10 protein-coding genes and 3 pseudogenes are annotated in these 13,979 nt (G+C 55.8%); 10 read left to right on the forward strand and 3 right to left on the reverse strand.

Annotation, left to right across the window (positions count from 1 at the left end; translation table 11 throughout):
* Positions 1–342: pseudogene (locus tag AKU94_RS20495) on the reverse strand (alanine--tRNA ligase-related protein); the annotation flags it as partial.
* Between AKU94_RS20495 and AKU94_RS20500 the strand changes: the two are divergent.
* The 4 genes and pseudogenes from AKU94_RS20500 to AKU94_RS15610 all read left to right on the forward strand — a co-directional run.
* A pseudogene (locus AKU94_RS20500) lies at positions 340–588 on the forward strand (DHHA1 domain-containing protein); the annotation flags it as partial. The pseudogenes AKU94_RS20495 and AKU94_RS20500 sit on opposite strands and share 3 nt — an antisense overlap.
* Before the next feature lies 1 nt (position 589).
* On the forward strand, positions 590–880 hold the full coding sequence (locus AKU94_RS15600; protein WP_050528200.1) for a DUF1330 domain-containing protein: 291 nt from the start codon (positions 590–592) through the stop codon (positions 878–880).
* A gap of 95 nt (positions 881–975) precedes the next feature.
* Positions 976–1,770: a class II glutamine amidotransferase gene (locus AKU94_RS15605; RefSeq protein WP_050528201.1), complete on the forward strand. Its 795-nt coding sequence runs from the start codon at positions 976–978 to the stop codon at positions 1,768–1,770.
* A 582-nt stretch (positions 1,771–2,352) separates the two neighbouring features.
* The gene (locus tag AKU94_RS15610; protein ID WP_198144927.1) at positions 2,353–4,995 is read left to right on the forward strand and encodes an aminotransferase class III-fold pyridoxal phosphate-dependent enzyme; all 2,643 of its coding nucleotides are present in this window, start codon (positions 2,353–2,355) and stop codon (positions 4,993–4,995) included.
* A gap of 123 nt (positions 4,996–5,118) precedes the next feature.
* Here the strand turns inward: AKU94_RS15610 and AKU94_RS15615 are convergent, their stop codons facing one another.
* A complete protein-coding gene (locus tag AKU94_RS15615) occupies positions 5,119–5,829 on the reverse strand; it encodes a VPLPA-CTERM sorting domain-containing protein (protein ID WP_083445092.1) in 711 nt (236 codons plus the stop codon).
* Between the two features lie 572 nt (positions 5,830–6,401).
* On the opposite strand from AKU94_RS15615, the gene AKU94_RS19790 reads away from it, so the two are divergent.
* Positions 6,402–6,575 (forward strand): hypothetical protein, encoded by a 174-nt coding sequence (locus AKU94_RS19790; RefSeq protein ID WP_157056573.1) that lies wholly within the window; start codon positions 6,402–6,404, stop codon positions 6,573–6,575.
* Between the two features lie 65 nt (positions 6,576–6,640).
* A pseudogene (locus tag AKU94_RS15620) lies at positions 6,641–7,256 on the forward strand (transposase); the annotation flags it as partial.
* A 327-nt stretch (positions 7,257–7,583) separates the two neighbouring features.
* Here the strand turns inward: AKU94_RS15620 and AKU94_RS15625 are convergent.
* Positions 7,584–10,316 carry an ATP-binding protein gene (locus AKU94_RS15625; RefSeq protein ID WP_050528205.1) on the reverse strand — a complete coding sequence of 911 codons (2,733 nt, stop codon included), beginning with the start codon at positions 10,314–10,316 and terminating at the stop codon, positions 7,584–7,586.
* 331 nt (positions 10,317–10,647) lie between these two features.
* Here AKU94_RS15625 and frr point away from each other — a divergent pair, with 331 nt between their 5' ends.
* The 4 genes from frr to dxr are packed head-to-tail and all read left to right on the forward strand — an operon-like array spanning position 10,648 to position 13,978.
* Entirely contained in the window at positions 10,648–11,211 is a 564-nt protein-coding gene (frr, locus tag AKU94_RS15630; RefSeq protein WP_050528206.1) for a ribosome recycling factor, read from the forward strand.
* A 37-nt stretch (positions 11,212–11,248) separates the two neighbouring features.
* Positions 11,249–11,983, forward strand: a complete 735-nt coding sequence (gene uppS, locus AKU94_RS15635) for a polyprenyl diphosphate synthase (RefSeq protein ID WP_050528207.1) — start codon at positions 11,249–11,251, stop codon at positions 11,981–11,983.
* Positions 11,980–12,789: a phosphatidate cytidylyltransferase gene (locus AKU94_RS15640; RefSeq protein ID WP_050528208.1), complete on the forward strand. Its 810-nt coding sequence runs from the start codon at positions 11,980–11,982 to the stop codon at positions 12,787–12,789. The genes uppS and AKU94_RS15640 overlap by 4 nt, the downstream gene beginning before the upstream one ends.
* A gap of 4 nt (positions 12,790–12,793) precedes the next feature.
* Complete coding sequence (dxr, locus tag AKU94_RS15645) at positions 12,794–13,978, forward strand: 1-deoxy-D-xylulose-5-phosphate reductoisomerase (protein ID WP_050528209.1); 1,185 nt, start codon at positions 12,794–12,796, stop codon at positions 13,976–13,978.
* Position 13,979 lies beyond the last annotated feature (1 nt).

Genomic DNA, 13,979 nt, shown 5'->3' on the forward strand with positions numbered 1-13,979 from the left:
AATGGCAGCGCGGCGCTTGTGATCTACTGCCAGTGTCGCACCTTGGCCATTGGCAATCTCGCCTTCGGTGACCTCGGCCATATGGATGAACAGGCCCTGGCTCTTTTTGGTATCGGTGATCCGGGCCGCACCTGTGGTCGTACGCAAGACACCCTCATCCCCGACCTGACCGCCCGATTCCGCATAGAACGGCGTCTGGTTCAGGATGATTTGCACCGATTGGCCCTTGATGCTTTTGGCCTGCGCGGCCCCTTCAGCAACCAGCGCCAAAATCTGCCCTTCGGCGGTTTCGGTGTCATAGCCCAGAAATTCTGTCGCGCCATGGGCCTCAGCCAGATGAAAGCACGGATTGGCTCGGGCGCGGTCGTACTGATTGCCGATACCGGTAGCAAGCCTGCGGTTGCGGCCGGTGTGACGACAGACTTGACCGACAGACTCTCGGCTGTTGATCTGGTCAAGGCGGCAGCGGCTGCCCTTGGTGGCAAAGGCGGCGGCGGGCGCGCGGATATGGCGCAGGCAGGGGGCGTTGATATCGACGGTGCAGATGCCGCGATTGCCGCGATTGAAACCATTTTGGAGGGGAAATAAAATGCCGACAGCTTTGTGGATTGCCCATGTAGATGTTACCGATCCGGAAGCCTACGGGAAATATGCAGCCCTTGCGGGCCCTGCGATCGCGGCCCATGGTGGTGTGTTTCTGGCGCGCGCCGGACGCTATGTGCAATTGGAGGGTAACGATCGCCCGCGCAATGTCGTTGCTCGCTTTCCAAGCCTTGAGGCGGGGGTCGCTTGCTATAACTCCGCAGAGTATCAGGCCGCCCTCGCGCATGCCAAAGGGGCCAGCACTCGCGACTTAATGGTGGTCGAAGAAGCTGAGTAGCGCGGGACTTTGCGCTCCTGTTTAAACGATTTCTTTGCTATATGGCAGGTAGGATAAAAGTCTGGTGACCAAGAGCACCGGACAATGGGGTATTTATGTGCCGTTGGGCAGCCTATATTGGCAAACCGATTTTTCTGGAGGAGGTGGTCAGTCGCCCTCGCCATTCATTGATCCACCAAAGTCAATGCGCGACTGAGTGCAAGTCGGCGATCAACGCTGACGGATTTGGCCTTGCATGGTATGATGAGCGTGAGGAGCCGGGGCTGTTCCGTGACGTCTCGCCCGCGTGGTCGGATTGCAATCTGAAAAGCATTGTCCAGCAGGTACGGTCCAGATTGTTCCTAAGCCATGTACGGGCCTCTACCGGAACGGCGACCAGCCGCAACAACTGCCATCCGTTTGCCTTTCGGAACTGGTCCTTCATGCACAATGGGCAGGTCGGCGGGTTTGAGCATTTCCGCCGCTGCGGGGATATGATGATCCCTGATGAATATTACGCCGACAGGCGCGGTGCGACGGACAGTGAGGCGCTGTTTTTGGTCGCGCTATCGGAGGGGCTTGACCATGATCCCTGCGCGGCATTGGAGCGTGCAACTGCACGGTTTGAGGCCTTGAGCAGGGCACGCGGCACTGCGCCGCATATTCGCATGACGGTCGCATTTTCCGATGGGCGCAGGCTCTATGCGGTGCGCTATGCAACGGATGACAAGGCACCTACGCTCTACCATCGTTGGTCCAAGACGCATCAAGGGCGTGCCGTCGTGTCGGAGCCACTGGAAACGGATGAGAAAGATTGGCAGTTGGTACCGGCGGGCACATTTTGCACTTTTGAAGGTGCGCGCGTGGACATGAAGCCTTTCATCCCACAACAACAAGAGATAGCAGCTTGACGTAAAGCACCGAGCATTTCATCGGCATGTTCTGCAACCAAGGGTTTATCAGGGCTTTCCGTGATGCCTGAATGTCATGCACAAGCTTGTGTCGGATGACTGCGCCTCGGATGCTGCACGAATTTAGCCCTAACGAGGCATTGCATCTCGGGTACCCTAAAAATTCGCACAGATTTAGCGCTGCGACTTTGGGGTGATGGATTCGCAAGAGGCCAAAAAGAGGCGGTCTCCAACCTTCTGCTTGCTTTGTATTTGCTTATAATTTCGGCGGAGTAGTGGATGGGTTTTGCGCCATACAGGCGAATTGTTGCCCGCCTATCGATCATCTGACCCTCTAGGTTGCGGTCTGTTAACTATTCTATCAAAAAGGGACCGGCGTCTGACCATATTTACTTTACGCTACGGAACCTCAGAAAACCTCACTGGCTTAAAGCCACTAAAATGAGTGAGACCTCAACATATGTTACCGACCAAAGTAACGAAATATTCACACAAGTGTCTTTATGATGAAAATTCACGCAACCAAAACTGCTCCCCTCTACAGCGAACAGCTTTATCCAAAATGAGAAAATGGAGTTTGACATGTCAGCTTTGAATCCAGCACGTGCTTCTTTACTAAAGATGTTTGCACTTGATGCAAAGATCGTCAGTGGCTCGGGATTCACTCTTTTGGATGAGGATGGGCGACCGTACCTCGATTTTCTGTCGCAATACGGTGCATTGCCCTTTGGTCACAATCCGACAACTTTATGGGATGCGCTGGATTCTGCACGGGCCGAGCAATTACCTTCACTGGTGCAGCCATTGCTGGCGGTAGAGGCAGAGCGTTTGGCTGAGAGATTGGCAGAGATAACGCCCGGCGACCTGGCGATCACAACTTTTGCCAATAGCGGCGCTGAAACCGTGGAGGCAGCCATCAAATTGGCACGTCTGCGCACTGGTCGGTCGGGGATTCTGTCGACCCTGAACGGTTTTCACGGCAAGACGCTCGGGGCATTGTCCGCTACTGGCAAGCCCCTGTATCAAGAAGGGTTTTTAGCCCCAGCTCCGGGCTTTGACTATGTCCCTTACGGTGACCTTGACGCATTAAAAACACGGCTTGAGACGGCTGGTGACAATATCGCGGCCTTTATCGTTGAACCGATACAAGGGGAGGGCGGTGTTATTTGCCCACCACAAGATTATATTGATGCTGCCATTACGATTTGTCGTAGCCACGGTGTGCTTTTTATCCTGGATGAGATTCAAACAGGCCTGGGCCGGACCGGAGAGCTTTTTGCCTGCTCCACCACTGTTGAAGTGCCCGATATGCTGCTGCTTGCCAAGGCCCTTGGTGGTGGGATGATGCCGATCGGCGCCTGTATCGTGCGTCCGTCTGCTTGGGATGATAGGTTTGGCCAGCGGCACAGCTCAACCTTTGCGAATAACAACCTTGCATGCCGCGTTGCCAATGCGACGCTCGACATGTTGCTGAAGGATGATCAGGCCCTTATCCGGCAAGTCGCGACAAATGGGAAATACCTGCGCGAACAGCTGGAAACATTGCAGGGGCGTTACCCCGATGTCATTAAGGAAGTACGCGGGCGGGGCTATATGCTGGGGTTGGAATTCCATCGTTTCGATGACCGCACCGATTCCGCGACGATGGCTTTTTCAAGTATCAATGGTGGTGTGATCCCGTTGATCAGTTCCTACCTGTTTAACGTACAAGGGCTTTTGACTGCGCCGCTATTCAACGAAACCCACGTGATGCGCTTACAACCGACTTTGATTGTGGGGCGTGCCGAGATCGACCGTGCAGTTGAGGCGCTAGATGCAGTTTGTGCGATCATAGCTGCGCGCGACTATTATGCGTTGGTTCGCCATCTGGTTGCTCAGCCGATCGGTGAGAGAATGGCAACTGATAGCGTTGCGAAGGATACAGCCACACCCCAGCCATCGGAATTGCCGCAGACAGGCAGTTTCGGCTTTTTGGTTCACTATACGGAAGAGGAGGATGTTTACCGCTCCGATTCATCGTTCCGAAAGTTCAGCGATCAAGAATTCGCAAATTGGTGCGCCTGGATTAAGCAATTAGGTCCGGGATTTGCCCGCCGTATGCCAAAGGTTACCTCAAAGACAGGTGCAACTGCCGAAGGCTGGATTATGTCAGTGCCGATGTTGCCATCTGATATGCGTGGATCTGGCCGCCATGACGCGACGGGCATGATCAAAAGTGCCGTTGACCTTGCTGTAAGCGAAGGATTGACCCGCGTAGGGCTCGGTGCATTCACGTCCATTGTAACACGGGGAGGCGAAACGGCTACTGGACGCGGGGGGCGGATTACCAGCGGTAATACATTGACCACAATCTCGGCTGTTAAGGGGATTGAGAATGTGGCGTCCCGTGCTGGGCTGCCGCTTGAAGACGCTCATGTTGTCGTGATGGGTGCGGCCGGTGCAATTGGTCGCTTGGCATCTATGATGCTTGCCCGACGCGTGGGGCGTGTGACACTTGTTGGCAACGAAGCTAATCCTTTTACCCCCAAGCTAATGTCAAATGTGGCGGATGAGACTTATGAATTGCTTATGAATCTGCCGGATGACACAGGCCTGATAACGGGTGAAGCCGTTGCTAGGGTGAAGCGAATCGTAAATCGGCTCGGGCTGAAAAAGGATCGCAAAGGAATCGCGAACCGCTTCTCTGCAGGGTTCAAAGCACTGGGGCAACTGCCGCCTATCGATTTTACGTCTTCTCTCGAAACGGCGCTTTTGGATGCTGACATCGTTCTGGTTGCGACCAGCTCGGAGAAGTCTTTGATTGATCCGTTGACATTGTCCCCAGGCACATTGGTTTGTGATATAGCACGGCCGCCGAATGTAGCTGATGCCACGATTTTTGATCAAGCGACGCTTGTATTTGATGGTGGCCTTATCCAACCTCCGTTTGAAGTGGATCTTGGTGCGTTCCAAACCTTGCCCAAAAATCTGTGCTGGGGGTGTTTGGGTGAAACCATGCTTCTGGCATTGGCGCGAGAAGATCGTGATTACAGCATAGGCTCACGCCTCTCGCTGTCAGATGCAGACCGTCTTTCTCTTTTGGCTGACATGCATGGGTTTGCACCCGCTGCAACGCAATGGTACGGTCGCCATATCAGCGATGAAGATATTGAAAAATTCGCAGGTCACGTAGCTGCCAAGCGCACGGCCGATCATCCCTCGGTTTTGTCGGAATTGGGGGCCTAAGCCCCCAACTTTCGAAAATTTATTCGTCTGAAAATGAAACAGCCCGGATGCGTCGAGCATCCGGGCTGTTCTTTTTTATCTAACGTTCAAAACCCTAAAATATATTTCGAACGATACCGCCAATCAGGCTGCCTTACGGGCCTTACGACGGCGCATTGCTGCAGCACCACCAAGAGCACCAAACAGCAGCAAACCAGATGCTGGCAATGGAACTGGGCTCAATTCGATCGAAGTGATGGACCCATCAACCCGATCAACCGCACCAACACCAAATACATTGCTGGAGTCGATTTCGAACGACAGGGTAGCAATACTGTTGAAGTCAGCAACGCCGGAGAAAGCCGAGAGGTACAGCTTTGGGTCAACACCAGCCACCAGAACTTCGAAGTAGCTGCTTACGTTGCCCAGTGTATCGGTCGCAGTAGCAGTAAAGTTGGCGACATGGTCAAAACCGAGCGAGCCAAGACGGAACAACATGTAAGGGTTTGGACCGTGCGAGATATCGCCGACCGAAGTGTAGGTCAGTGTACCTGTGCCGGTTGCACGGTCATTGTTGGAGAAAGACAGCTCTCCGCCTTGTGCTTCCAATGTTGTTGCCGAAACAGCGTTACCGTTGTTGGTGACGTTTTCAACAGTCAGGGTACGCGTACCGATACCCGAACCGAAAGGTGCTGTGAAAGCGATTGTGCTTGAATCGGTTGCACCAGGGTAGGCCACGGACACCACGGTCTGGTCTTGGCTGAAGTCGTCAAACATGATAGTTGCAGCAAGAGCCGGTGCGGCAGTCAGAAGCATTGCAGCAGTGACCGATGCTCCGAAAAACTTAGTATTCATAAAACTGTCTCCTCTTAAGACGCCAACATTTGGCAATCGATCATGCTCAACATGAACACGATTTGAACTAAATTAGCACAACCTTAGACGTTTGGAAAGGGTCCGATCATGTCCAATTCGCGATTCTGCATAAGTAGTTTGGTTAATATTTATAGAACAAATTCCAATTTAGGCGATTGGTTGGTGCTTCCAGATTGTTCTGGATGAATACCGGAAGACTAGTTAATTCTATATGACGAGGGAGCGTCTTCTGGTCAATCAGCCGCGCGATGTTCCTTGGGCCTCCATCCTTTGTCTGAAATGAGCTTGCTGCTGTCCAGCTCTCGGCGAACCGTGCCCAACCCGGGCTTTTCCGAAAATTTTCTGCTCACAATGGCGGGACAGATGGATTGAAAAAGCAGTCAAAACTGTAAATATCTTATTGTTATAATACACTTTATTCTGACACTCCATGCTCTGAGGTTTAAATAAGTGCCAGTTTTTGTCCGTCCGCTTCACCGGCTATTTCTGGCGGAATGGTCATGTAATAAAGCGAGGGTGACGCGTTGATATATTGAACGCAGCCGTGCGTAATGGATAATCTTGTTGCCGTGCTTGTTGGTTATTTGCTTGGCAAGGCTGAAATGCAGCATGCGGGCGAGCGAGGTTGGCAGCGATTGTGCGACATCCGGTTGACGCTTTTCTTGGGTGAGCGGCAGATCAACGCATTTATATCGCGACCGCCTGTGCTCTTTCACATGTGCTGAGCGTTTCTGCACAACTCTGACGTTGCGGGATTCACATCATGAATCCAATCGGTTAGGCGGGTCGCATGAGCAAACCATCACCCCGCCCGATACCGCACCATGAACTGGTCCTTTTACACTGCGGCGCTTCGCAAGAGGGGATCATGGCTAATCTGGCTCGCGCTGCATGACGATCGAGGTTCTGTTCAAGCTGTCGCTCAGGCAAACGACCGGGATGGGGACCAGCCTATTGAAGTAGGCAAACCTGGATTGGGCCGTGCCCGACTATATGACCCTGTGCCGAAGGCAGAAGGCGCTGGCCGTCCAAATATCGTATCCCTGCGCCGACGGGCCGATGAACCTGTTCGTGGACAGCACCGGCATCAATTTCTCGGTGATGGCGCGTGGCGAGCGCGCAAGCATGGCGTTCGGGGCCGACGCCAATCGTTGCCCGGCAACGGTTTTCCTGCATACCGTGAGAGGCTGCGCAAGCTGCAGCTGGCCATGGACACGACCACTTCGGACATCCGCGCCGTGGAATTCATCCCCAGCAGTGGTAACAGCCCGGTCTTGCCGGAGTTGCTCGAGCAGATCCCTGAAGGTGAGGAGGTCGGCACTGTGACAGCGGACGGTGACTATGACGCCCGCGGCTGCAACATAGCAATCATCGACCGCCATGCCCCCGCAATTATCCCGATCCGCGTCACACTCATCAACCGCTTCAACACACTTGGCACTGCCAAGACCGCCCGAATGGTATGATGCCACCGGGGAAAGGGGTCGTCACGCCTCAGGCCCGACTTATGCAATAACGCCCATGTGGGGCCGAATCAAGGGCGCAGCACAGGCTTGAAACTCTGCGCGGAGCAGCAGACAGCCATATGGTCGCCGCTGCCAATGAAGCCTAAATGCGATCAAATGAGCGGTCTGAAATTGGGACAAGTCAAAACAAAAGCTCGTGGATGAAAAGTCTCCAACGATTGTGACGTTCGCGTAAAGTCTTTGCCTGTCAAGCGTAGGGAGAAGTCTCTACCCGTCGCGCCTGGCCAGCTTCAGACAGTTTTCGACAGCTTGCAGAAGGGCAACTCGTGAAACTGGTTTCATAAGCCGGACATCCTCGGGGCGCAGGCCGTTACCGTGAACCGTGGCCTCAGACGCATAGCCTGAGAGAAAAATGAACGGGATTTCAGGGCGAAGCTCACGACAGGCCTTGGCAAGAGCCGGGCCTTGCAACCGCCCCGGCATCACGATGTCGGTCAAGACCAGATCGATACCGGGATCGGATTGGAAAACCTCAAATGCAGTATCGCCATTTGCGGCGGTCGTCACATTATATCCCGCGCTGGCAAGGTTCTTCTTGAGTACATCCATGACCTCGGGCTGGTCTTCGGCAATCAGAATGTGGTCCCGGGAATCGGGGGCCGTCTTTAACCGGGTTTGTGAGGTTGGGGTCTTTTCTGCCGGCGTCGTGGGCTGTGCCCGCGCGCTGAAGAACATCTTGAAACTGGTGCCGCTGCCGGGTTCGGAATAGACGCGGATCATTCCGCCGGATTGTTTGACAAAACCCTCAACCATCGACAGGCCAAGCCCTGTACCTTTGCCGACCTCTTTGGTCGAGAAAAACGGGTCAAAGATTTGTCCGATCAGTTCCGGCGAAATCCCGGGCCCGGTATCGCTGATGGCAACCATGACATAGCGCCCCGGCGGAATGGTTTCTGATCGCGTGTCGAGGTAACTTTCGTCGATGCGCAGATTTGCGGTCTCGATCGTCAGCCTGCCGCCGCCCTCCATCGCATCCCGCGCGTTCAGGATCAGGTTGATCAAGGCGCTTTGAAGCGAGCTTTGATCGACCAGAATCGGCCAGACCCCGCCTTGAAAAACTGTTTCAATCTGGATGTTGGAGGCGATGGTCCGCCGCATCCAGCGCTCTGTCTCGCTGATCGCCTTGTTGATATCAAGCATCACAGGCTGTAGCCGCGCCTTACGGGCATAGGCCAGCATATTGCTGGTCAATTCCGAACCATGTTTGACAGATGCCAAGGCCGCCTCGATCAAAAGATCGGTTTCTTTGGTGTTTACACCGGGAAGTTGAGTGTCGATCTCGACCTGGAGCAGCTCAAGATTGCCCATTATGACGGCCAGAAGATTGTTGAAGTCATGCGCCACACCACCGGTGAGCTGACCAATGGCCTCCATTTTCTGTGCTTGATGAAGCTGTTTCTGCTGGGCCCATTTTTGGCTGACGTCCTCGAATAGGGAGATGACGCCATTGCCGCTGGTGGGAATTTCGGTTGCAATGATAATGCGCCCGTTGGCCTGTTCATGGGTCCAGCTTTGTGGGGCGATGCGGGCCGATTCCAGGCGGTCATCGATATAGCTTTTCGGGTTGTCGTAACCCTTGCTTTTGGCGATATCCTTGACAGAGCCTTCCAAAATCTCGCGAAAATGGATGCCGCGCTCCAGGGTGGGGCCGCCGTGCTGCTGCAAATCGGCATAGAGCTGGTTGTGCATGACCAGCCTGAAGTCGGGATCATAAAAGGCAACCCCCAGCGGCAGAGCTTCGCCGCCCTCTACCAGAATTTCCGTAAGCCGCTTCATCTTGCGTTCATGGTGTTTGCGTTCGGATATATCGATGCTGGTGCCGACCATACGCACGGGCTTGCCATCGCGGACCACCACAAAGGCCCGCTCCAGCAGGTCGACCCAGTGGCCGTCTTTATGACGTGCCCGAAATTCCGCCTCGCGCACTGTGTTTGCGGGTGATCCGGGGTCCACAAAGGTGGCCTGCACGAGGGCACGGTCTTCGGGATGGATCGACGCAAGATAGACATCGGCATCAAGCGTGTCGTGCTCGGGGTCCATTCCAAGCATCTCGTAACATCTGGGCGAGACATAGGTTTCCCCTGTCCCGAAATCACGATCCCAAAGGCCGTCATTTGCCCCCCGCATGGCCAGTGCAAAGCGCTCTTCGCTGACACGCAAGGCTTCGCTGCGCTCAAGCACCCGTTGCACCAGATTCATGTTCAGATCTGACAGTTCACGGCGAAGCCGGACCAGATCAGAGATGTCACTCTCGCTGATGACGGCAACAAATGCGCCGGTTGCCGGATCACGCCCCCGATGCGCCTTGATATAATGCGTGCGTTCGGGCGTGATGCCGGGAACCGTAAGCTCCGCGCTAAAGACCGAGGACTGGCTAACCGATTGCAACAAGGCCTGCGCCAAATCCTTATCGCCGAATCTCGTGGCAAGGTCGCCGCTGCTGCCCTGCGCCGCGCCGTAACACTCAAACGCTTCGGGATTTTGGGCAATCAACCGGCCGGAAAGCGAAAACATGCTTAGGATAACGCCCGAATAGCGGATGGTTTCCGCGATCCTTGCTGTATGGATATCAAAATCCGCGCCCCGTTTATTGGTGATTTCAGCCAATAGGCCAAGACGGCCTTGGCCAAATGTAACAGGCTGTAGCTTGACCAAAGCCGCGACCGGCGTGTTGTCAGGATACAGAATCCAGGTTTCCTGCTCATCACGGTTCATATGCGGATCATGTGCTATCTGTTGCACGCGCTGACGGACGGTTTCACTATCCGAAGAGAAATCCCGCGCCCTTAGGGCGTCAAGGCTATCGACCTTCCAAAAGGCCAAAGCCGCCGCATTCCCCCACCAGATCGCGTGCTGGTCAATGTCGAATATCCATATGGGCGCGGCAAGGGTTTCCATAATGGACAAGGAGGAGATGTCCGGAACATTCAATCGCTGCATAGGGTTAGGCCCTTGTGTAAAAAATCGTCTAGGGGATGCCCTGTGCCTATGGCGCTTATCGAAATGAAGACATGCACCCAAATTCGCGGCATTTTAATTTATGGTTAAAAGATTAGACGCTTTTTACGGGAATACAATATTATTGTCTCACCAAAAACGTATCCACTTTACATCTGGGCGTTGATATCTATGCGCCAAAAAGCCCAAGTCCGGGGCAGTGTTGCTTAAATCGCCCTCGTAGCCGCCCGCTGGCCTGCTGCGACTATACAACGGCGCGCCCGTGGATTAAAACCCATCGGAACTGGAACAAGAAAGCTGCCCGAGGGACCCTATGTCAGACGATTTCATGCTCGACACCGATGATCTGGAACGCCGGATGGACGGGGCGCAAACGGCCCTGCGCGCAGAATTTGCATCGCTGCGCACCGGGCGCGGCTCTGCCTCTATGGTTGATCCGATCATGGTTGATGCTTACGGCGCGCTGACCCCGCTTAACCAAGTGGCGACTGTCAACGTGCCAGAGCCGCGTATGGTCACGGTGAATGTCTGGGACAAGGGGCTTGTCGGCAAGGTGGAAAAAGCGATCCGCGAATCCGGCCTTGGCATCAACCCGCAGCTGAACGGCACCATTATCATGCTGCCGATCCCCGAGCTGAACGAAGAGCGCCGCCGCGAGCTTACCAAAGTCGCCGGTCAATATGCCGAACAGGCCAAGGTTGCCGTCCGCAACATTCGCCGCGACGGTATGGATCAGGTGAAGAAGGCCAAGGCTGACGGGCTTTCGGAGGATGATCAGAAGTTCTGGGAAACCGCGGTGCAAGAGCTGACCGACAAGGCAATCGCAGCCATCGATATGTCGCTTGAAACCAAGCAACAGGAAATCATGCAGGTCTGATCTTGTCTTTTTGCGACCGAGAAAGGGCAGTCTCCCTGTGTCAATCACACCAAACATCGCAAAGAACCGACCGGTAGAACATGTTGCCATCATTATGGATGGCAACGGTCGCTGGGCCACCAATCGTGGCTGGCCGCGTCTTGTCGGCCATCGCAAAGGGGCCGAGCGTGTCAAGCAGATTGTGGCGGCGGCCCCTGATCTGGGGATTAAATGGCTGACGGTCTATGCGTTTTCGACTGAAAACTGGAAACGCTCTACCGAAGAAGTCATCGGGATCATGGCGATTTTCGCGCGCTATATCCAGCGCGAGGCGGACCGCATGGCCAGAGAGGGCGTGCGGTTGCGCTTTATCGGTGACCGTTCCCGGCTGGACCCCAAGCTGCAACGGCTGATGTCGGGGATCGAGGCGCGGACGGCAGGGTTCTCGCGGCTCAACCTGACGGTTGCGATCAACTATGGCGGTCGTGACGAGATTATGCGGGCCACTCGCGCGCTGGCAATCGAGGTGGCCGAGGGCAGGCTGGAGGCTTGTGATATGACCGAGGCCGCTCTTGCTGCGCGGCTGGATACAGGTGCGCTTCCCGATCCCGATCTGGTGATCCGCACCTCGGGCGAAACCCGCACCTCCAATTTTCTGATCTGGCAGTCGGCCTATGCCGAATATGAGTTCACCCCCACACTTTGGCCCGATTTCTCGCCCGAGGAGTTGGGAGCGATCATTGACCGTTTCAGCACCCGCGAGCGACGTTTCGGCGGGGTGACCCCGGTATGAGCGCTTCGGAAAATCGCTGGGGTGACTTGCGCGCCCGCCTGATCTCGGCCGTGGTCATGATCTTGGTCGCGGCTGTCGGGATCTGGCTTGGCGGGATGGTTTTTACTGTTCTGGTGGCAGCCTTGACCGGCCTGATGTTGTGGGAGCTAGGCTCCATGACCCGCCTTGCAAAAGCGCCGCCACATGATCGCAGCGCGCTTGTGGTTGCCGGGCTGGGGGTGCTGTGTCTTGCATTTGCATTGGCCTCCCCGTTGATGATTGGCGCAAGCGCGCTTTTGGTCCCTGCGCTTGCCCTTGCGCTGACCCAGCGTCGCGACCGTGGGCTGGCGGCTTTGTGGGCTGCGGGCACGATGATTGCGGGATTCGGGCTTGTCACCCTGCGCAGTGAGGTGGGGATGGCGGCGATCGTGTGGATCGTCCTTGTGGTCGTGATCTCTGATGTCATGGGCTATTTTGCGGGGCGTGTTCTGGGCGGGCCAAAGTTCTGGCCAGCCATCAGCCCCAAGAAAACCTGGTCCGGCACGGTTGCGGGCTGGGTCGGCGCTGCATTGGTGGGCGGGGTGTTCTGGGCATCTGGCATGGCGCCTTTCGGGATTATTTTGCTGTCGGCGCTGGTCTCATTTGCCGGGCAGATGGGCGATATTGCCGAAAGCTGGATCAAGCGGCGGACAGGCGTCAAGGACAGCTCTGACCTCATCCCCGGGCATGGCGGTTTTCTGGACCGTTTCGATGCGATGACGGGGGCGGTGGTGCTGGTGATGCTGTTGTCCTTGCTGATGCCTTTGCCATTTCCGGTCGGGGGATAGGCCTTTGCGCTCCATTTCCATTTTCGGCGCGACCGGTTCCATCGGTGAAAGCACTTTTGATCTGATCATGCGCGGCGGCGGGCCAGAGGCTTACCGCACCGTGGCCCTGACCGGCGCGCGCAATATCCCACGTCTGGCCGAGATGGCCCGCGCATTGCGTGCCGAGGTCGCCGTTACCGCGCATGAGGAATGCCTGCCCGCGCTGCGTGATGCCCTTGCGGGCAGTGGCATTGAATGTGCGGCAGGGGCAGCGGCGATTGCCGAGGCGGCCGACCGGCCGGCAGATTGGGTGATGTCGGCGATTGTGGGGGCGGCGGGGCTGGTTCCGGGCCTGCGTGCGCTGCGTCATGGTGGCACGCTGGCGCTGGCGAATAAAGAAAGCCTTGTGACGGCAGGCCCCTTGTTGCTAGCCACGGCGGCACGGTACGGGGCGACATTACTGCCGGTCGACAGTGAACATTCCGCCGTTTTTCAGGCCTTGGTGGGTGAGGATAAATCGGCCGTAGAGCGCGTGATCATCACCGCCTCGGGCGGCCCGTTCCGCAGCTTTACGCTGGAGCAGATGCAAAGCATCACGCCTGCGCAGGCGGTAAAACATCCCAATTGGTCGATGGGGCAAAGGATCTCTATCGACAGCGCGTCGATGTTTAACAAGGCGCTGGAACTTATTGAAACGCGTGAGTTTTTCGGTTTTGATCCCGACCAGATAGAGGTGATCACCCATCCGCAATCCATCATCCATGCGATGGTCGGCTTTTGTGACGGTGGCATTATGGCGCATCTTGGCCCTGCCGATATGCGCCACGCCATCGGTTTTGCGCTACATTGGCCAAATAGGGGCGATGTGCCGGTGGAGCGGCTGGATCTGGCCCAGCTTGCCTCGCTGGATTTTGAGGCGCCCGATCCCGCGCGCTTTCCGGCGCTGCGGCTTGCGCGCGATGTGATGGCGATGCGCGGGCTTTCGGGGGCGGCGTTTAACGCGGCCAAGGAGATTGCATTGGACGGTTTCATCGCGGAGGAGCTGTCGTTTTTGGGCATGGCTGAGGTGGTGGAAACCACGCTTTCCCAACTTTCGCGCCAAAACAGCCTTCAAATTGACGCGACCACCCTTGAGGATGTGTTGAATATGGACCATCTCGCAAGAGAGACTGCCGCAAGCGCGGTCAAATCGTGGCAGCAAGGAAAATAGA

The sequence above is a fragment of the Pseudorhodobacter aquimaris genome (assembly GCF_001202025.1).
GTDB lineage: Bacteria > Pseudomonadota > Alphaproteobacteria > Rhodobacterales > Rhodobacteraceae > Pseudorhodobacter > Pseudorhodobacter aquimaris.

Bases quoted from the DNA above. Each gene is read 5' to 3' on its own strand.
- AKU94_RS15625 (WP_050528205.1), bottom strand. From the start codon at position 10,316: ATGCAGCGATTGAATGTTCCGGACATCTCCTCCTTGTCCATTATGGAA.
- AKU94_RS15600 (WP_050528200.1), top strand. From the start codon at position 590: ATGCCGACAGCTTTGTGGATTGCCCATGTAGATGTTACCGATCCGGAA.
- AKU94_RS19790 (WP_157056573.1), top strand. From the start codon at position 6,402: ATGGATAATCTTGTTGCCGTGCTTGTTGGTTATTTGCTTGGCAAGGCT.
- AKU94_RS15605 (WP_050528201.1), top strand. From the start codon at position 976: ATGTGCCGTTGGGCAGCCTATATTGGCAAACCGATTTTTCTGGAGGAG.
- AKU94_RS15615 (WP_083445092.1), bottom strand. From the start codon at position 5,829: ATGAATACTAAGTTTTTCGGAGCATCGGTCACTGCTGCAATGCTTCTG.
- AKU94_RS15610 (WP_198144927.1), top strand. From the start codon at position 2,353: ATGTCAGCTTTGAATCCAGCACGTGCTTCTTTACTAAAGATGTTTGCA.
- frr (WP_050528206.1), top strand. From the start codon at position 10,648: ATGTCAGACGATTTCATGCTCGACACCGATGATCTGGAACGCCGGATG.
- AKU94_RS15640 (WP_050528208.1), top strand. From the start codon at position 11,980: ATGAGCGCTTCGGAAAATCGCTGGGGTGACTTGCGCGCCCGCCTGATC.